Genomic DNA, 17388 nt, shown 5'->3' on the forward strand with positions numbered 1-17388 from the left:
GGCCGGTGTCCGACACCCCGCGCCCGCGGCCGGTCGCCCGGCGTCGGTGGAGCCGGCCGCCGACCCCCGTAGCGGGTCCGCACCGGCACCCGCCGTCGTCCCCGCACCCGCCGTCGTCCCCGCACCCGGCGTCGTCCCCGCCTCTGGGACCGGTGCCCCCGGGACCGGTGCCCCCGCGAGCGGTGGTCGTGCGAGCGGTGGTCGTGTGCGGGGCCAGGAGGGGCCTGCCTGGCGGCCGGTGGAGCCGGCGCAGCCCGGGAGGCCCGGGCCCGATCCGGCGCACTCGTGGAGCGCCGGGTCCGCCGCCCAGCCCGTCGGGTCCTTCACGGAACCCGCGACCTCCGGTGAACGGACCCGGCACCGCGTCGGCCCCCGTACCGCCGCTGCCGCCGCCTGCCTGGTGCTCGGCCTCGGTCTCATCGGCGGTGCCGTGACCGGGAGCTGGCTCACCGGGGACGGCGCGGACGAGAGCGCCGGCAACGCCTTCAGCACCGCCGGGACGCTCTGGCACAACGTGCCCGTGGACGAGCTGTTCCCGCCCACCGTCCAGGGCACCGGCGCAGGCCCCGGCGGCGCCGACCGCACCTGGACCCGGATCGCCGTCGCCCCCGACACCGGCTGCGCCCACGCCTTCGACCCCCTCCTGCACAAGGCCCTCGCCCCGGTCGGCTGCCGGAGACTGCTGCGCGCCACCTACACCGACGCCACCCAGACCTACGTCACCACCGTCGGCCTGCTCTTCACCAAGGCCGACCCCGCCGCGATGTCCGCGCTCGCCGCCCGCTTCCGCGACGAGCACCTGGACCGCCGCGCCGACCTCATGCCCCGGGCCTACCACGCCCCGGACACGGCCGCCGCCGTCTTCGGCGACAAGCAGCGCGCGTCCTGGACCGTCTCCGTCCTCACCGACGCCCCCGTCGTCGCCTTCGCCGTCTCCGGCTGGGCCGACGGCCGCACCGTCGACTCGCCGGAACCCGCCGCGGAGGCGGTCCGCTCCGGCGTCACCACGGCACCGGCCCAGGCCGGCCTCGGCAACGAGGCCCAGGGCCTGGCCGACCGCATCGAACGGCGCCTGCGCAAGACCGTCGGCACGGCAACGGAGAAGCCCTCGTGAAGCGACCGATCAGCGCCGCCCGCACTATCAGCGCGGCGGTGAGCCTGCTGCTCGCCGGCGCCCTCGCGCTGCTGCCGGCCACCGCCGCCCGCGCCGACGGCATCCGCGCCCAGCAGTGGGCCCTGTCCGGCCTCCACCTGGAGGAGGCCTGGCGGACCACCAAGGGGCAGGGCGTCACGGTCGCCGTCCTGGACACCGGCGTCGACGCCGACCACCCGGACCTCGCCGGGAACGTCCTGCAGGCCAAGGACATGATCGGCTTCGGCGCCCGGCGCTACGACCGCACCTGGGCCCGGCACGGCACCGCCATGGCCGGCATCATCGCGGGACACGGTCACGGCCCCGGCCACGGCGAAGGCGTGCTGGGGGTCGCCCCCGAGGCCCGCATCCTGCCCGTGCGGGTCATCCTGGAGGACGGCGACCCGGCCCGCACCAAAGCCCGCACCACCCGGGGCAACGCCCTCGCCGACGGCATCCGCTGGGCCGCCGACCACGGCGCCGACGTCATCAACCTCTCGCTGGGCGACGACTCCGACTCCGCGCACCCGGAGCCGAGCGAGGACGAGGCCGTGCAGTACGCCCTCAAGAAGGGCGTGGTCGTGGTGGCCTCCGCGGGCAACGGCGGCGACAAGGGCGACCACGTCTCGTACCCGGCGGCCTATCCCGGCGTCATCGCCGCCACCGCCGTCGACCGCTACGGCACCCGGGCCTCCTTCTCCACCCGCCGCTGGTACGCCGCGGTCAGCGCGCCCGGCGTGGACATCGTCATCGCCGACCCGGACCACGAGTACTACCAGGGCTGGGGCACGTCGGCCGCCTCCGCCTTCGTCTCCGGGGCGGCGGCGCTGATCAGGTCCGCGCACCCGGACCTGTCCCCGGCCCAGATCAAGAAACTCCTGGAGGACAGCGCGCGGGACGCCCCGGTGGGTGGCCGTGACGACTCCCGGGGCTTCGGCATGATCGACCCGGCGGCGGCCCTGAGGAAGGCGGCCCGCCTCACGCCCAAGGAACTGCACTCCGCCTCGTACGGCGACAAGTACTTCGGCGCCGGCCCGGACACGGCCCGGGCCACCGGCGTTGCCTCCGACTGGGCGGCCCCGCTCGCCGGCGGCGCGGGCGGAGTCCTCCTGGTGGCCGGGGTGGTCCTCTGGCGGAGCCGCAGACGGTCGATCTGACCCGCCCCAGCCCCCGGACCGCTCAGCCCCTAAGGCGACGGCCCCGAAGGTGACGGCCCCGAGGTGACGGCCCCGAACCGCTCAGCCCCGAAGGTGACGGCCCCGGACCGCTCAGCCCCGGAGGCGACGGCCCCGGACCGCTCAGCCCCGGAGGCGACGGCCCCGAACCGCTCAGCCCCGAGGGTGACAGCCCCGAAGGCGACGGTCCCGAAGGCGGCGGCCCCGGAGACGACGGCCCCGGAGGCGGCCGACTCGAAGCGTCCGGTCGCGGAAGCGATGGCTCACGTGGCGGTGAATGCCGCCAACGCCGCTCCCGCCGCCGCCTCCACCAGCGTGATGCCCTGCTCCAGGGTCCCGGTGCCCTTCGACAGCACCGCCACCAGGTAGCCGGTGCCGTCCACGGTCACCCGTCCGATGCTGTTCACGTCCCACAGCCCCGTCGTGCTACGCGGCAGCCACCCGTTCTTCAGCGCCCAGGAACCGCCCCGTGCGGCGGCCGAGACCCCCCACCGCTGGTCGGCCTCCACCCCCTCCATCAGCCCCTGGACATACGCCCGCGAAGCAGCGCTCAGCTTCGAGTCCGCCCCGAACACCTGCCGCAGCAGCACCAGTTGGTCCGCGGCCGTGGTCTGCGTCAGCCCCCACAGCCCACCCTCGCCGCCGGAGGTCCCCGTCAGGCCGAAGCGCTCGTTCGCCGCGTCGAGCCCGGCCGCCCGTCCGATCGTGTGCCACAGCTCAGTCGCCGACGTGTTGTCGCTGTTCTCGATCATCTTCGTGGCGTACGCCTGCTCGGCCCCCGTCAGCCCCCGCCCCGCGTCCTGCGCCTGGAGCAGCAGCGCTGCCAGGATGTCGACCTTGACGATGCTTGCCGTGTCGAAGGCGGCGTCGCCGTACACCGCGCGTTCGCCGGAGACAGGCTCCAGCACCGCCACCGACACCCCCGCACCCGACGGCACCGTCACCCCGGCCATCGCCGTGCTCAGCAGTGCGTCCCGGTCCGCAGCCGGCTCGGTCACGGATGCCTCCTCACCCGCCCCGGCCGAGACGGAGGCCGAGGACGACGCCGCCGACGATACGGCCCCGGAGCGCGCCCGCTCTTCCCGTAGGCCCCGCAGCGCGCCCGCTCCTTCCCGTGGACCGTGCCGCCGGCCGTGACCCCGCCGACGGCGACGGGCGACGGCGGCGAGCGCCGCGCACAGGGCACGTCCGCGGACGAAGGCGTGTGGGCGGCCACAGGGCGGGTCTGGGCCCGACCGGCCCCACGCCGGGGCGGCCGCTTCCCCCCTATAGGGTCGTGACCGTGGCGAACAAGAACATTCCCGACCCCGGCTTCTCCGACGACGACGGCTCCGCCGATCCCCGGCTGAGCGCCGCGCTCGCCGGCTGGGCCGAGGACCGCAGCGCCCTCGGGCCCGTCCTGGCGGCGCTCAAGAGCGCCCGCCTGCTCGTCCCCGTCGTCGCCGTGGTCGGCGAGGTGGAGGAGGACGAGAACGGGCTGCGCCGCGAGAAGACCAGCGACATGGCCGTCCCCACCCTGAAGGCCGGCGACCGCACCGCGCTGCCCGCCTTCACCTCCACGGACTCCCTCGCCCGCTGGGATCCCGCGGCCCGCCCGGTGGCCGTACCGCTGCACCAGGCGCTGGAGGCAGCCGCGCACGAGAAGGCCGACACGGTCGTGCTCGACCTCGCCGGACCGGTGCCCTTCGAGCTGACCGGGCCCGCGCTGCTCGCCCTCGCCGAGGGCCGCACCAGCACCGACCCGCTCGCGGACCCGGCCGTCGTCGAGGCCGTCCGTACGGCGGTGGCGGCCGAGCCCGCCGTACTGCGCGCGCACCTCGGGCCGGGGCAGGCCGACGGCACCCTCGCCCTCGTCCTCGACCCGGCCGCGGCGCCCGCCGAGGCCGCCCGCGCGGTCGCGCAGCGCCTGGCGGCCGACGAAACACTGCGGGCCCGCCTGGTGCGCGGCCTCGACCTGGCACTGCTGCCGGCCGGGGTCACGCCTCCGGGCGAGCCCTTGTACGTGAAGGAGTAGGTCAGCCGTAGACGGGTCCGGTGTACTTCTCACCGGGGCCCTGGCCCGGCTCGTCCGGGACGACCGACGCCTCGCGGAAGGCCAGCTGCAGCGACTTCAAGCCGTCGCGCAGCGGCGCCGCGTGGAAGGAGCTGACCTCGGTCGCGCTCGCGTCCAGGAGGCCGGCGAGCGCGGTGATCAGCTTGCGGGCCTCGTCCAGGTCCTTGTACTTGTCGCCCTCCTCGCTGAGCCCGAGCTTCACGGCGGAGGCGCTCATCAGGTTGACGGCGACCGTCACGATCACCTCGACGGCGGGGACCTCGGCGATGTCCCGGGTCATCGCGTCGAAGTCGGGGGACTCGGCAGGGGTGTCACTCATGCCCCACACCATAGGCGGTGCCGCCCGGCCCCCCTCAATTAGCCCTTGTCAAGCGATCCTGGTAATCTGGGAGACGACCGGCCGGACATTCATGTGCCCGGCCCACAAGTGGAGGCTCCGATCTCCCACCTGACCGCCCCCCGGGGCGGCGGGTCACCCGGTCAGGCGGCCACCATCGTTCCGTACGGACGATGGAGTCGCCCGAAAGTGCGCCCCGCGGCATCGCGGCGGTGCTCCGGTTGTGTTTTGGAGCCCCGCCTGTGATCGTCCGGGGCATTTTTTGTGCTTCGGCGCGGTTAGGTCTTACGAACACAGACGTTACGCGGTTGTCCGCCAGACACTCGCGTGGTGCTACCGAGGAGGATCCATCAGCGCCGAGCCCCGCATCAACGACCGGATTCGCGTTCCCGAGGTGCGACTTGTCGGTCCCAGTGGCGAGCAGGTGGGCATCGTCCCGCTCGCTAAGGCACTGGAGCTTGCGCAGGAGTACGACCTGGACCTGGTCGAGGTCGCGGCGAACGCCCGTCCGCCCGTCTGCAAGCTCATGGACTACGGGAAGTTCAAGTACGAGTCGGCCATGAAGGCCCGTGAGGCGCGCAAGAACCAGGCGCACACGGTCATCAAGGAGATGAAGCTCCGGCCGAAGATCGACCCGCACGACTATGACACCAAGAAGGGTCACGTCGTCCGGTTCCTCAAGCAGGGCGACAAGGTCAAGATCACGATCATGTTCCGTGGTCGCGAGCAGTCCCGCCCCGAGCTGGGCTACCGACTGCTGCAGCGTCTCGCGGAGGACGTCCAGGACCTCGGTTTCGTGGAGTCGAACCCGAAGCAGGACGGCCGGAACATGATCATGGTTCTCGGTCCGCACAAGAAGAAGACCGAGGCGATGGCCGAGGCCCGTCAGGCGCAGGAGGCCCGCAAGGCGGAGGCGAAGGCCAACCCCGGTCGCTCGCAGAACCCCGCCGAGGCCGAGGCGTCCGCCGAGGAACCTGCCGAGGCGTGATCCCGGGGGACATCCGTCCCCGAGGATGTAACCGAAACAAGAGAGCGACGCTCCACCGTGCCCGGTTCCAGGACCGGGCACCGGAGCGCCACCGACGAGGAGAGAACGGCGCTATGCCGAAGAACAAGTCGCACAGCGGTGCCAGCAAGCGCTTCAAGGTCACCGGCTCCGGCAAGGTGCTCCGTGAGCGCGCCGGCAAGCGCCACCTGCTCGAGCACAAGTCGTCCCGTGTCACGCGTCGCCTCACCGGCAACGCCGAGATGGCCCCGGGCGACGCCGCGAAGATCAAGAAGCTTCTCGGCAAGTGACGTAGCGGCGCTCGCCATCCACTGAGCGCCGTACGCCAGGACCGGGACCCAGTCGTTTCCGGGTCGTGTGAGTACACCCACGACCCCGCTACAAGGAGTTAACAAGTGGCACGCGTCAAGCGGGCAGTCAACGCCCACAAGAAGCGCCGGGCGATCCTCGAGCAGGCCTCCGGCTACCGCGGTCAGCGTTCGCGCCTGTACCGCAAGGCCAAGGAGCAGGTCACCCACTCGCTGGTCTACAACTACAACGACCGCAAGAAGCGCAAGGGCGACTTCCGTCAGCTGTGGATCCAGCGCATCAACGCCGCTGCCCGCGCCAACGGCATCACCTACAACCGCTTCATCCAGGGTCTGAAGGCCGCGAACGTCGAGGTCGACCGCAAGATCCTGGCCGAGCTGGCCGTCAACGACGCGGGCGCCTTCGCGGCGCTGGTCGAGGTCGCGCAGAAGGCGCTGCCGTCGGACGTCAACGCCCCCAAGGCTGCGTGACGCTGCGCTGGCTTTGAGCCGACGTGACCGAAGGACCCGCAGGCTGTATGGCTTGCGGGTCCTGTCGTTGCCCCGGCGGTCCGGCCGCCGGCCGGCTGCCGGTGCGTCGTGGCCGTTCGCGCAGTTCCCCGCGCCCCTTTCGGGTGCGTCGTGGCCGGTCGCGGAGTTCCCCGCGCCCCTTCGGGGCGGCAGTCCCGTCGGCGTCATGAAGAGAAGACTCCCCTGAAGGTGAAGAGCATGTCCCCCGTCAGCCCCGAGCTGATCTCCTCCCGGTCCGCCCGTGTCTCCGCCGCCCGGCGGCTCGCCAAGCGGAACTTCCGGGGGAAGGACCGGCTGTTCCTCGCGGAGGGGCCGCAGGCCGTCAGGGAAGCGGCCGGACACCGTGCCGGCGGGCAGGCCACCCTGGTCGAGCTGTTCGCCACCGTGGAGGCCGCGGAGCGGTACGCCGACATCGTCGGGGAGGCCCGCAGCGCCGGCGCCCGGGTGCACCTGGCCTCGGAAGAGGTCATCGCCGAGATCTCCACCACCGTCACCCCGCAGGGGCTGGTCGGGGTCTGCCGGTTCCTGGACACCCCCTTCGAGGACATCCTCGCCGCCCGGCCCAGGCTGGTCGCCGTCCTCGCCCACGTGCGCGACCCCGGGAACGCCGGCACCGTGCTCCGCTGCGCCGACGCCGCCGGCGCCGAGGCCGTCGTCCTGACCGACGCCTCCGTCGACCTGTACAACCCCAAGGCCGTACGGGCCTCCGTCGGCTCCCTGTTCCACCTCCCGGTGGCCGTCGGCGTCCCGGTCGAGGAGGCCGTCGAGGGACTCAAGGCCGCCGGCGTGCGCATCCTCGCCGCCGACGGAGCCGGGGACCGCGACCTCGACGAGGAACTGGACAAGGGCACCATGGGCGGGCCCAGCGCCTGGGTGTTCGGCAACGAGGCCTGGGGGCTCCCGGAGGAGACCCGCGCCCTCGCCGACGCCGTCGTCCGCGTCCCCATCCACGGAAAAGCCGAGAGCCTGAACCTCGCCACGGCCGCCGCCGTATGTCTCTACGCATCGGCCCGGGCACAGCGCGCCTCCGGAGGGTGCCGAACCGTCACCCAGAGCTAGTAGGCTGACCAGCTCGGGGCCCTGCGCCGTCTGAGAGGTGGGGTACGGGGATGAGTGTGGCCGGCACAAGCACCACGCCGGAGGGACGGGACATGCAGTGCACACCCGCGCCGGGACAGGGCGAGCCCGGCCTCGCCGTCGACCCCGACGAGCTGCCCGACGGCCTCGTCGTCGCCGACGCGCACGGCCGCGTGGTCTGCTTCAACGCCGCCGCCGCCCGCATCACCGCCGTACGGCCCGCGGAAGCCCTCGGACAGTCCCTGGAGAAGGCGCTGCCGTTAGAGGATCTCGAGGGGCGCCGCTGGTGGCAGCTCACCGACCCCTACGGCGGGCTCGCCATCCGCAAGCGGCAGCCCGAGCGCAACCTGCTGCTGCCCGGCGGCCGGGAGGTCCTCGTCTCCGCCCGCTACGTGCGCGACGAGCCGTTGGGGCCGGTGCGGCGCGTCGCCGTCTCCGTGCGGGACACCGAGGCCCGCCGCCGCACCGAGCGCAGCCACGCCGAGCTGATCGCCACCGTCGCGCACGAGCTGCGCTCCCCGCTGACCTCCGTGAAGGGCTTCACCGCCACCCTCCTCGCCAAGTGGGAACGCTTCACCGACGACCAGAAGCGCCTCATGCTGGAGACCGTGGACGCCGACGCCGACCGCGTCACCCGGCTCATCGCCGAGCTGCTCGACATCTCCCGGATCGATTCCGGACGGCTGGAGGTGCGCCGCCAGCCCGTCGACATCGGAGCCGCCGTCTCCCGGCACATCCAGGCCTACGTCGCCGCCGGCCAGCGCGCCGACCGCTTCCTGCTCCGCATCGAGCAGCCGCTGCCCGACCTGTGGGCCGACCCCGACAAGATCGACCAGGTCCTCAGCAACCTCATCGAAAATGCCGTGCGGCACGGCGAGGGAACCGTCACCATTGACGTCACGCCCTCGGCGTCCCCGCGCGAGGGCGAGGAAACCGGCACGTCGGTCACGGTGAGCGACGAGGGGCCCGGCATCCCGGAGGAGTCCATGAACCGCGTCTTCACCCGCTTCTGGCGGGGCAGCAAGCGCGGCGGCACCGGTCTCGGGCTGTACATCGTCAAAGGCATCGTGGAGGCCCACGGCGGCACCATCACCGTCGGCCGCGCCCCCGAAGGCGGCGCCGAGTTCCGGTTTACGCTGCCCGTGAGCGCGCCGGCGTATCTCGCCTAGCGGCCCACGGGCCATTCGTCCACCCCCACCCCGTTAGACTCGGCCTTTGGCACCTTTGTGTCCTTCACACGGCCCGCGCAGAAGCCCGGCGAGTTTCTGGGAGTGCCTGAGTCGGTGACGGGGACCGTCCGCCAGCCAATCGGAAGCACGGGAAGAGATGTCGGCACCCAATAAGTCGTACGACCCTGTCGAGGTCGAGGCGTTGAAACCGGAAGAGATCGAGCGCATGCGGGACGAGGCGCTCGCCGCCTTCGCCGCCGCGGACTCCCTCGACGCGCTCCACGAGGCCAAGGTCGCCCACACCGGCCCCGCCTCCCCGCTGGCCCTCGCCAACCGCGAGATCGGCGCCCTGCCCCCGCACGCCAAGGCCGAGGCCGGCAAGCGCGTCGGCATGGCCCGCGGCGCCGTCAACAAGGCCCTCGCCGCCCGCCAGGCCGAACTGGAGGCCGAGCGGGACGCCCGCGTGCTGGTCGAGGAGGACGTCGACGTCACGCTGCCGTACGACCGCGTCCCGGCCGGCGCCCGGCACCCGCTGACCACGCTCTCGGACCGCATCGAGGACATCTTCGTGGCCATGGGCTACGAGGTCGCCGAGGGTCCGCAGGTCGAGGCCGAGTGGTTCAACTTCGACGCCCTCAACATCGGCCCGGACCACCCGGCCCGCGGCGAGGCCGACACCTTCTTCGTGCAGGGCCCCGACGGCGGCACGGAGTCCGGTGTCGTGCTGCGCACCCACACCTCGCCCGTGCAGATCCGCTCGCTGCTCGACCGTGAGCTGCCGGTCTACGTGATCTGCCCCGGCCGGGTGTACCGCACCGACGAGCTGGACGCCACGCACACCCCGGTCTTCCACCAGGTCGAGCTGCTCGCCGTCGACGAGGGCCTGACCATGGCCGACCTCAAGGGCACCCTGGACCACATGGTCCAGTCGCTGTTCGGCGAGGGCATGAAGACCCGGCTGCGGCCGAACTTCTTCCCCTTCACCGAGCCGAGCGCCGAGATGGACATGCTCTGCTACGTGTGCAAGGGCGAGTCCGTCGGCAACCCCGACCGGCCCTGCCGCACCTGCTCCAGCGAAGGCTGGATCGAGCTGGGCGGCTGCGGCATGGTCAACCCGCGGGTGCTGGCCGCCTGCGGCGTCGACCCGGAGAAGTACAGCGGTTTCGCCTTCGGGTTCGGCATCGAGCGGATGCTGATGTTCCGCCACAACGTCGAAGACATGCGAGACATGGTCGAGGGTGACGTCCGGTTCACCCGGCCGTTCGGGATGGAGATCTGATGCGGGTCCCGCTTTCTTGGCTGCGGGAGTACGTCGACCTGCCGGCCACCGAGACCGGCCGTGACGTCCAGGCCAAGCTCATCTCGGCAGGCCTGGAGGTCGAGACCGTCGAGCAGCTCGGCGCCGACCTCAAGGGCCCGCTGGTCGTCGGCCAGGTGCTGACCATCGAGGAACTGGAGGGCTTCAAGAAGCCGATCCGGTTCTGCACCGTCGACGTGGGCCAGGCCAACGGCACCGGCGAGCCCCAGGAGATCGTCTGCGGCGCCCGCAACTTCGCCGTCGGCGACAAGGTCGTCGTGGTCCTCCCCGGCGCCACGCTGCCCGGCGGCTTCTCCATCGCCGCCCGCAAGACCTACGGCAAGACGTCCCACGGCATGATCTGCTCCAGCGACGAGCTGGGCATGGGCGACGACGGCAACCACGGCATCATCGTGCTGCCCCCCGAGACCGAGGTCGGCAAGGACGCCATCGAGCTGCTCGAGCTGGTCGACGAGGTCCTGGACATCGCCGTCACCGCCAACCGCGGCGACTGCCTGTCCATCCGCGGTGTCGCCCGTGAGACGGCCATCGCCTACGGCCTGCCGCTGCGCGACCCGGCCCTGATCGACGTCCCGGCCCCGAACGCCTACGGCTACCCGGTGCAGGTCTCCGACGCCGCGGGCTGCGACCGCTTCACCGCCCGCACGGTCACCGGCCTGAGCCCCGAGGCACGCTCCCCGATCTGGCTGCAGCGCCGGCTGCAGAAGGTCGGCATGCGCCCGATCTCGCTCGCCGTCGACATCACCAACTACGTGATGATGGAGCTGGGCCAGCCGCTGCACGCCTACGACCGGGCCCTGGTCCAGGGCACCATCGGCGTCCGCCGGGCCCAGGAGGGCGAGAAGCTCGTCACCCTCGACGGCGTCGAGCGCAAGCTGCACGCCGAGGACCTGGTCATCACCGACGAGCGCGGCCCCATCGGCCTCGCCGGCGTCATGGGCGGCGCCAACACGGAGATCGCCGACCACGACGCCACGGGGAACGGGGCGAACGCCACCACCGACGTGGTCATCGAGGCGGCCCACTTCAACGCCGTGTCGGTCGCCCGCACCGGCCGCCGCCACAAGCTGCTGTCCGAGGCGTCCCGCCGCTTCGAGCGCGGCGTCGACCCGCAGGCCGCCGCGGCCGCCGCGCAGCGCACCGTGGACCTGCTGGTGCTCCTCGCGGGCGGCACCGCGGAGGCCGGCGTCACCGAGATCATCGCGCCCTCGGCCCCGCACACGATCACCGTCCCGGCCGACCACCCGGACAAGGTGGCGGGCGTCGAGTACGGCCGCGAGACGGTCGTGCGCCGCCTCCAGGAGGTCGGCTGCGACGTGTACGGGCAGGACGAGCTGATCGTCACCGTCCCGTCCTGGCGCCCCGACCTCGTCGACGCCAACGACCTGGCCGAAGAGGTCATCCGGCTGGAGGGCTACGAGAACCTGCCCTCCACGCTGCCCAAGCTGCCCTCGCAGCGCGGTCTGACCCACCGCCAGCGGCTGCACCGCCGGGTCGGCCGGGCCCTGGCCGGCGCGGGCTACGTCGAGGCGCCGAACTACCCGTTCATCGGCGAGCAGGTCTTCGACCAGCTCGGCCTGGAGGCCGACGACCCGGCCCGCCGCGTCGTGAAGCTGGTCAACCCGCTCAACGACGAGGAGCCCGCGCTGCGCACCACGCTGCTGCCGGGTCTGCTCGGTGCGCTGCGGCGCAACGCCGGCCGGGGCGCGCACGACCTCGCCCTGTTCGAGACCGGGCTGGTCTTCCTCCCGCGCGCGGAGCAGCGCGTCGCCACGCACCTGCCCGTCGACCGGCGTCCCACCGACGAGGAGCTGGCCGCGCTGAACGCAGCGCTGCCCGACCAGCCGCGGCACGTCGCCGCCGTCCTCACGGGCGCTCGCGAGCAGTCCGGCTGGTGGGGCGGCGGCCGTCCGGCCGGGTGGGCCGACGCCGTCGAGGCGGCCCGCGCCGTGGCGCGCGAGGCCGGCGCGGAGCTGGTCGTGCGCAAGGGCGCCTACGGTCCCTGGCACCCCGGCCGCTGCGCCGAGCTGGTGGTCGTCGCCGACGGCACCGAGCAGGTCGTGGGACACGCAGGAGAACTGCACCCGCGTGTCCTGAAGGCCCTGGGCCTGCCCGAGCGCACGTGCGCGATGGAGCTGGACCTGGACGCCCTGGAGGCGGTGGGCGACGGTGCTCCGCAGGCGCCGAGCATCTCCACGTTCCCGGTGGCCACGCAGGACGTCGCTCTCGTCGTCGACAAGCCGGTACCCGCGGCCGAGGTCGAGGCGGCGCTGCGCGAGGGCGCGGGCGAGCTGCTGGAGTCCATCCGGCTGTTCGACGTGTACGAGAACGCCGAGCAGCTGGGCGACGGCAAGAAGTCGCTGGCGTACGCGCTGCGGTTCCGGGCCGGTGACCGGACGCTGACGGTGGACGAGGCGTCGGCCGCGCGGGATGCGGCGGTCGCCCTCGCGGGCGAGCGGACGGGTGCGGTGCTGCGCGGCTGAGCGCCGCACGGGGTTGTGCGCGCGGGCCGGCTGCGGGTGTGCCGTGGCCGGCCCGCGCAGTTCCCCGCGCCCTCCGGGGCCCGCCGACCCCGGTGTCAGCTGCATAAATGCAGGTTGCCTCGGGTTATCTCACTCGTTCGGGTGGGAACGGACGGCGATCCGGCCCACCCGGGTCGTGCGATGGACAGAATCGGACCGGCCTTTCGGGGTCGGTCCGTCTGCTTGTCAGGGCCCACATGGGGGACCAGAGGCATGATCCGCATCAAGGCACGGGCGCCCACCGCGCGAGGAGCCGTTCTGCCCACGGTCTGGGGAGCAGTGGCCGTCGGCTACAAGTTCGGTTGCCCGCTCGCCCAGCAGGACGGGCTCGGGGCGCGCATCGCCACCAGCGCCGTGTTCTTCGCCGTCGGCACCGGTCTCATACTCCATGTCCGCCGCACCCTGCTGCGGGAGCTGCGGCTCGCCCGGCGGGCGGCACGGGCCGCGCAGAACGTCGTGCTGCGCCCGCTGCCGCCGCGTCTCGACGGGCTCAACGTGGCAGCCGCCCAGCTGTCCGCCGACCGGGGCGCGAGCGTCGGCGGTGATCTGTACGAGGCCGTCGCCACCGAGCACGGGGTGCGCGTGGTGATGGGGGACGTACGGGGGCACGGGCTGGCCGCTCTCGGCACGGTCGCCGCCCTGCTCGGCAGCTTCCGCGAGGCCGCCCACGACGAGCCCGAACTGGGCCGGGTGCTGGGCAGACTGGACCGGGCCCTCGCTCGGCACCTGCGGGAACGCGCCCGGGCCGAGCACCCGGCGAGCGGCGCCTCGGACCCCGACAACCCGGTCGCCGAGGAGTTCGTCACCGTACTGCTCCTGGAGATCGGCAGGGACGGCGAGCTGCGGGTCCTCAACTGCGGCCATCCGTGGCCTTACCTGCTCCGGGGTGCGCGGGTCGACCCGCTGACCCGTGCCGAGCCACTGCCGCCGCTGGGGCCGTTCCCGCTGCCCGCGGAGCTGCAGGCACGTCCGTGCGGCCGTCTGCTGCCGGGCGAGTCGCTCGTGCTGTTCACGGACGGCGCGGAGGACGCACGGGACGGCCGCGGCCGGTTCTTCTCGCTGCCGCGGACCCTGCGGGAAGCCGTACGGGATCACCCCGTCTCTCCCCAGACGGTCCTGCGCACGCTCTTCACCGCGCTGCTGCACCACACGGGCGGCAGGCCGACGGACGACGTGGCCGTACTGGTGCTGCGCAACGACCGTCGCGTCCCGGCGGCGGGCCCGGCCAAGCCACCGCTTTTCGAGGGGGAGCCGGCGGCTTGGCCGGCATCTCAGTGAAGCGTGGCGACACGCTGAGCGACAGTGCGTGCACGCCGCGGATGCGGGCACTCCGTTCACACCCCGTGTGAACCCGTACGCACTACGCTGACCGCACCAGGCCACTCGGGGGGCATTCCATGCAGCCCAACACTCTGCTCGACGCCATCCTGGACGAGGCGGGGATCTCGCACGCCGGTCTCGCCGCCCACGTCAACCAGGCGGGACGCGCACGCGGTCTCGCGCTGCGCTACGAACACACCGCCGTGGCGCGCTGGTTGAAGGGCCAGCGGCCCCGCGGCCAGGTGCCCGACCTGATCTGCGAGGTGCTGGCCGCCCGGCTGCACCGGCCCGTCACCCTGGACGACATCGGCCTCGGAGTGCCCGGCGAGCCGAGCGCACCGCACGCCGGTTCCCTGTCCGGCTTCGTGGAGCGGGCCACCGCCCTGTGGCGCTCGGACGAACAGCAGCGCCCCCACGTGCTCGGCGCCCAGGCCGTCACCGGCACCCCGGCCGTGATGCCGGTGTGGGAGTGGGAGAACCCGCCCGAGGACGTCGACGTCTCCCGGGGCGGGCGGCACCAGGTCACCGCGGCCGACATCGAGATGCTGCGCGCCGCCCGCACGCACTACGAGCAGCTGTACCGGAAGGCCGGCGGCATCGCGACGCGGACGCGGATCGTCGGTTTCCTCAACGCCGAGGCCGCGCCGCTGCTGCGGGGCAGCTACACCGATGCCACCGGGCGCCAACTGCACCGCACGACGGGCGGGTTGGTGGCGATCGCGGGCATCTGTGCGTACGACTCCGACGCCCACGGGCTCGCCCAGCGCTATTTCCACCAGGCGCTGCGGCTCGCGAAGGCCAGCGGCGACCGCGGACTCGGCGCGTACGTGATCGCCCTCCTGGTCAACCAGTCGCTGTTCATGCGGGAGTACCGGCAGGCCGTCGCCTTCGCCGAGGCGGCGCTGCGGGCCGCCGGCCGGCACATCACCCCGGCGCTCGCCTCCGACCTGTACGCGATGCAGGCCAAGGCGTACGCGCACCTCGGTGACGGCGGCAGCGCGCTGTCCTGCATCCGCCGTGCGGAGGCGGCGGCCGAGCGGATCCGGCGCGGGTACGAGCCGGACGAGACCGGTTACGTGCAGCCGGGGCTCGTCAATGTGCAGGTGGCCGAGGCCCTGCTGAGCCTCGGGGAACTCGCCGCCGCCCGGGAGCATGCCGCGGCGGCCGTCGACAACCCCGCCCACGACCGGGGGCGGGTGCACCGGCTGGCGATGCTCAGCACCATCGAACTGCGCCAGGGCAACGCCGAGAAGGCGGTGGTCAGCGCCGTGCAGATGGCCGAGCAGGCGCGCGGGATGGAGTCGCAGCGGCTGCGTGACAGACTCCGCGCGGTACGCGAGCATCTGGTGCGCTGCGGCTCGGCCGACACCGCCGAGGCCGCCGAACTCATCGACGGGGCATTGCGCGTACCGCTGTAGGCCCACTGTGGGAGCACCGTCGCTGCTGCGATATTGCCACTTACTCGGCGGAAGGTGGCAGAACCGTGCAGTGGACGAAACAGAACGAACAAACTGTGTATGAAAACCGCTGGTTCAGCGTCAATCTCGCAGATGTCGAGCTGCCGGACGGCCGGCACCTGGACCACTTCCTGATCCGGCTGCGTCCCGTGGCCGTGGCCACGGTCGTCAACGAGGCGAACGAAGTGCTGCTGCTGTGGCGGCACCGCTTCATCACCGACAGCTGGGGCTGGGAACTGGCCGCGGGCGTGGTCGAGGACGGCGAGGACATCGCGAGGGCGGCGGCCAGGGAACTGGAGGAGGAGACCGGCTGGCGGCCGGGGCCCCTGCACCACCTCATGAGCGTGGAGCCGTCCAACGGCCTCACCGACGCCCGGCACCACATCTACTGGTCCGACCGGGGCGAGTACGTGGGACATCCCGTGGACGACTTCGAGTCGGACCGGCGGGAATGGGTGCCCCTCAAAGTCGTCCCCGACCTGATCGCCCGTGGGGAGGTCCCGGCCGCCAACATGGCGGCCGCGTTACTCCTCCTGCACCACCTCAGGCTCGCCGAGGGCTAGTGGGTCCCCAGCGCCTGCCAGACCGTCACCACGAGCGCGCCGAGCGCGGTCAGCACGGCGAGCGAGGGCAGCGGCCAGCGTGCGTGTTCCAGCGAGGCCATCCGGGAGTTCAGCTCGTCCAGCTCCTTGGCGGTCTCCTCCGTACGGTGGCGGAGCAGCGCCAGCCCTCCCTCCACACGGGTGTAGGCCACGTCCAGGCGGCGCCGTAACTCTGCGAGTTCTCCATGGACCACGGGATGCTCCGGGTCGGCGGTCACGGGTCCGCTCCTTTCGGTAGTCGAAATGGATGGTTCCGCATCCCTTGCATGCGCATGAAGAGTCAACTCGCCTGGTGGGCGCATGGGGAGCGTGTGCGAAGGGCATATGCGTGCCCGGCGCGCACACGGTGTGTGAAACGGACGGGCCCGGCACCGAAGTCCGGTGCCGGGCCCGTAGGCGTCGCTCTTCGTAATCAGCCGTAGGTGTAGAAGCCGGAGCCGGTCTTCCGGCCGAGCCGGCCGGCCTCGACCATGCGCTGCAGCAGCGGGGGAGCGGCGTACAACGGCTCCTTGTACTCGGTGTACATGGAGTTGGCGATGGACACGACGGTGTCCAGGCCGATCAGGTCGGACAGCTTCAGCGGGCCCATCGGGTGGGCGCAGCCCATCTCCATGCCGTTGTCGATGTCCTCGCGGCTCGCGATGCCCGACTCGAACATCCGGATCGCGGACAGCAGGTAGGGCACGAGCAGCGCGTTCACCACGAAACCGGAGCGGTCCTGGGCGCGGATGGCGTGCTTGCCGAGCACCTTCTCGGCGAAGAGCTGGGCGCGGCTGAGGGTGCCCTCGGAGGTGGTGAGCGCCGGGATCAGCTCGACCAGGTTCTGCACCGGGGCCGGGTTGAAGAAGTGGATGCCGACGACGTGGTCCGGGCGCGACGTGGTGACCGCCAGCTTCACCAGCGGGATCGAGGAGGTGTTGGAGGCCAGGATCGCGTCGGCCCGGGTCACCACCTGGTCGAGCACCTGGAAGATCTCGGTCTTCACCTGCTCGTTCTCGACGACGGCCTCGATCACCAGGTCCCGGTCGGCGAACTCGCCGAGATCCGTGGTGAAGCTCAGCCGCGCCTGCGTGTCGTCCCGCTCCGCCTCACTGATCTTGCCGCGCTCGGCGGCCTTGGCCAGGGAGTTGAACAGCCGGGTACGGCCGATCTCCAAGGCCTCGCCGGTGGTCTCGGCGACCTTCACGTCCAGTCCCGCGCGGGCGCACACCTCGGCGATGCCCGCGCCCATCTGGCCGCAGCCCACGACTCCGACGCGCGCAATGTCTCCCGATGGGAAGTCCGTCACATCGACCCCTTCGCTGGTTCTCCGGCTCGCTGGCAGACCTCCGGGTCGGCGCCTGCTCCGAACGTGCACGTTACCGTCAAGTATCGATGATCGATCGCGCGGGTGGAGGCATCC

The 17388-nt window shown here is 72.5% G+C and carries 17 protein-coding genes; 13 read left to right on the forward strand and 4 right to left on the reverse strand.

The genetic code is table 11. The features are described 5' to 3' along the window. The first annotated feature begins 205 nt into the window (after positions 1–205). A complete protein-coding gene (locus tag JK359_RS25450; RefSeq protein ID WP_307788277.1) occupies positions 206–1114 on the forward strand; it encodes a hypothetical protein in 909 nt (302 codons plus the stop codon). Next, on the forward strand, positions 1111–2289 hold the full coding sequence (gene mycP / locus JK359_RS25455) for a type VII secretion-associated serine protease mycosin (protein WP_201840127.1): 1179 nt from the start codon (positions 1111–1113) through the stop codon (positions 2287–2289). Before JK359_RS25450 ends, mycP begins: the two co-directional genes overlap by 4 nt. A gap of 281 nt (positions 2290–2570) precedes the next feature. Here the strand turns inward: mycP and JK359_RS25460 are convergent, their stop codons facing one another. Beyond that, positions 2571–3305, reverse strand: coding sequence for a serine hydrolase (locus JK359_RS25460; protein WP_372445473.1), 735 nt, complete (start codon positions 3303–3305; stop codon positions 2571–2573). Positions 3306–3589: 284 nt separating this feature from the next. Between JK359_RS25460 and JK359_RS25465 the strand changes: the two genes are divergently transcribed. Continuing rightward, the gene (locus JK359_RS25465) at positions 3590–4321 is read left to right on the forward strand and encodes an SseB family protein (protein WP_201840130.1); all 732 of its coding nucleotides are present in this window, start codon (positions 3590–3592) and stop codon (positions 4319–4321) included. Position 4322: 1 nt separating this feature from the next. Here JK359_RS25465 and JK359_RS25470 read toward each other — a convergent pair whose 3' ends face one another. Continuing rightward, positions 4323–4679 carry a DUF1844 domain-containing protein gene (locus tag JK359_RS25470; RefSeq protein WP_201840133.1) on the reverse strand — a complete coding sequence of 119 codons (357 nt, stop codon included), beginning with the start codon at positions 4677–4679 and terminating at the stop codon, positions 4323–4325. 367 nt (positions 4680–5046) lie between these two features. On the opposite strand from JK359_RS25470, the gene infC reads away from it, so the two are divergent. The 10 genes from infC (at position 5047) to JK359_RS25520 (ending at position 15947) form a co-directional block, all read left to right on the forward strand. Next, on the forward strand, positions 5047–5685 hold the full coding sequence (gene infC, locus JK359_RS25475; protein ID WP_229854162.1) for a translation initiation factor IF-3: 639 nt from the start codon (positions 5047–5049) through the stop codon (positions 5683–5685). A gap of 113 nt (positions 5686–5798) precedes the next feature. Next, a complete protein-coding gene (gene rpmI, locus JK359_RS25480) occupies positions 5799–5993 on the forward strand; it encodes a 50S ribosomal protein L35 (protein WP_004933563.1) in 195 nt (64 codons plus the stop codon). Positions 5994–6098: 105 nt separating this feature from the next. Beyond that, positions 6099–6482 (forward strand): 50S ribosomal protein L20, encoded by a 384-nt coding sequence (gene rplT / locus JK359_RS25485; protein WP_004002577.1) that lies wholly within the window; start codon positions 6099–6101, stop codon positions 6480–6482. A gap of 237 nt (positions 6483–6719) precedes the next feature. Next, positions 6720–7580 (forward strand): TrmH family RNA methyltransferase, encoded by an 861-nt coding sequence (locus tag JK359_RS25490; protein WP_201840136.1) that lies wholly within the window; start codon positions 6720–6722, stop codon positions 7578–7580. A 50-nt stretch (positions 7581–7630) separates the two neighbouring features. Continuing rightward, the gene (locus tag JK359_RS25495) at positions 7631–8767 is read left to right on the forward strand and encodes a sensor histidine kinase (protein ID WP_201840139.1); all 1137 of its coding nucleotides are present in this window, start codon (positions 7631–7633) and stop codon (positions 8765–8767) included. A 157-nt stretch (positions 8768–8924) separates the two neighbouring features. Next, the gene (pheS, locus tag JK359_RS25500) at positions 8925–10046 is read left to right on the forward strand and encodes a phenylalanine--tRNA ligase subunit alpha (protein WP_201840142.1); all 1122 of its coding nucleotides are present in this window, start codon (positions 8925–8927) and stop codon (positions 10044–10046) included. Further along, the gene (gene pheT / locus JK359_RS25505) at positions 10046–12568 is read left to right on the forward strand and encodes a phenylalanine--tRNA ligase subunit beta (RefSeq protein WP_201840145.1); all 2523 of its coding nucleotides are present in this window, start codon (positions 10046–10048) and stop codon (positions 12566–12568) included. The genes pheS and pheT overlap by 1 nt, the downstream gene beginning before the upstream one ends. 252 nt (positions 12569–12820) lie before the next feature. After that, positions 12821–13885, forward strand: a complete 1065-nt coding sequence (locus tag JK359_RS25510) for a PP2C family protein-serine/threonine phosphatase (protein WP_201840148.1) — start codon at positions 12821–12823, stop codon at positions 13883–13885. A gap of 119 nt (positions 13886–14004) precedes the next feature. Then, positions 14005–15345, forward strand: a complete 1341-nt coding sequence (locus JK359_RS25515) for an NsdA family TPR-like regulatory protein (protein ID WP_201840150.1) — start codon at positions 14005–14007, stop codon at positions 15343–15345. Between the two features lie 65 nt (positions 15346–15410). After that, positions 15411–15947, forward strand: coding sequence for an NUDIX hydrolase (locus JK359_RS25520; protein ID WP_201840154.1), 537 nt, complete (start codon positions 15411–15413; stop codon positions 15945–15947). Here JK359_RS25520 and JK359_RS25525 read toward each other — a convergent pair. Both JK359_RS25525 and JK359_RS25530 read right to left on the reverse strand, forming a co-directional pair. Continuing rightward, entirely contained in the window at positions 15944–16204 is a 261-nt protein-coding gene (locus JK359_RS25525) for a hypothetical protein (RefSeq protein WP_201840156.1), read from the reverse strand. The two genes, JK359_RS25520 and JK359_RS25525, sit on opposite strands and share 4 nt — an antisense overlap. Before the next feature lie 194 nt (positions 16205–16398). Then, positions 16399–17274: a 3-hydroxybutyryl-CoA dehydrogenase gene (locus JK359_RS25530; protein WP_201840159.1), complete on the reverse strand. Its 876-nt coding sequence runs from the start codon at positions 17272–17274 to the stop codon at positions 16399–16401. Positions 17275–17388 lie beyond the last annotated feature (114 nt).

This window comes from Streptomyces actinomycinicus, from assembly GCF_016741775.1.
In the GTDB taxonomy this organism is placed as follows: Bacteria; Actinomycetota; Actinomycetes; order Streptomycetales; family Streptomycetaceae; genus Streptomyces; species Streptomyces actinomycinicus.

Excerpts from the sequence above, each read along its gene's own strand:
- JK359_RS25470 (WP_201840133.1), bottom strand. The coding sequence starts at position 4,679 with ATGAGTGACACCCCTGCCGAGTCCCCCGACTTCGACGCGATGACCCGG.
- rpmI (WP_004933563.1), top strand. The coding sequence starts at position 5,799 with ATGCCGAAGAACAAGTCGCACAGCGGTGCCAGCAAGCGCTTCAAGGTC.
- JK359_RS25490 (WP_201840136.1), top strand. The coding sequence starts at position 6,720 with ATGTCCCCCGTCAGCCCCGAGCTGATCTCCTCCCGGTCCGCCCGTGTC.
- JK359_RS25495 (WP_201840139.1), top strand. The coding sequence starts at position 7,631 with ATGAGTGTGGCCGGCACAAGCACCACGCCGGAGGGACGGGACATGCAG.
- pheS (WP_201840142.1), top strand. The coding sequence starts at position 8,925 with ATGTCGGCACCCAATAAGTCGTACGACCCTGTCGAGGTCGAGGCGTTG.
- pheT (WP_201840145.1), top strand. The coding sequence starts at position 10,046 with ATGCGGGTCCCGCTTTCTTGGCTGCGGGAGTACGTCGACCTGCCGGCC.
- JK359_RS25510 (WP_201840148.1), top strand. The coding sequence starts at position 12,821 with ATGATCCGCATCAAGGCACGGGCGCCCACCGCGCGAGGAGCCGTTCTG.
- JK359_RS25515 (WP_201840150.1), top strand. The coding sequence starts at position 14,005 with ATGCAGCCCAACACTCTGCTCGACGCCATCCTGGACGAGGCGGGGATC.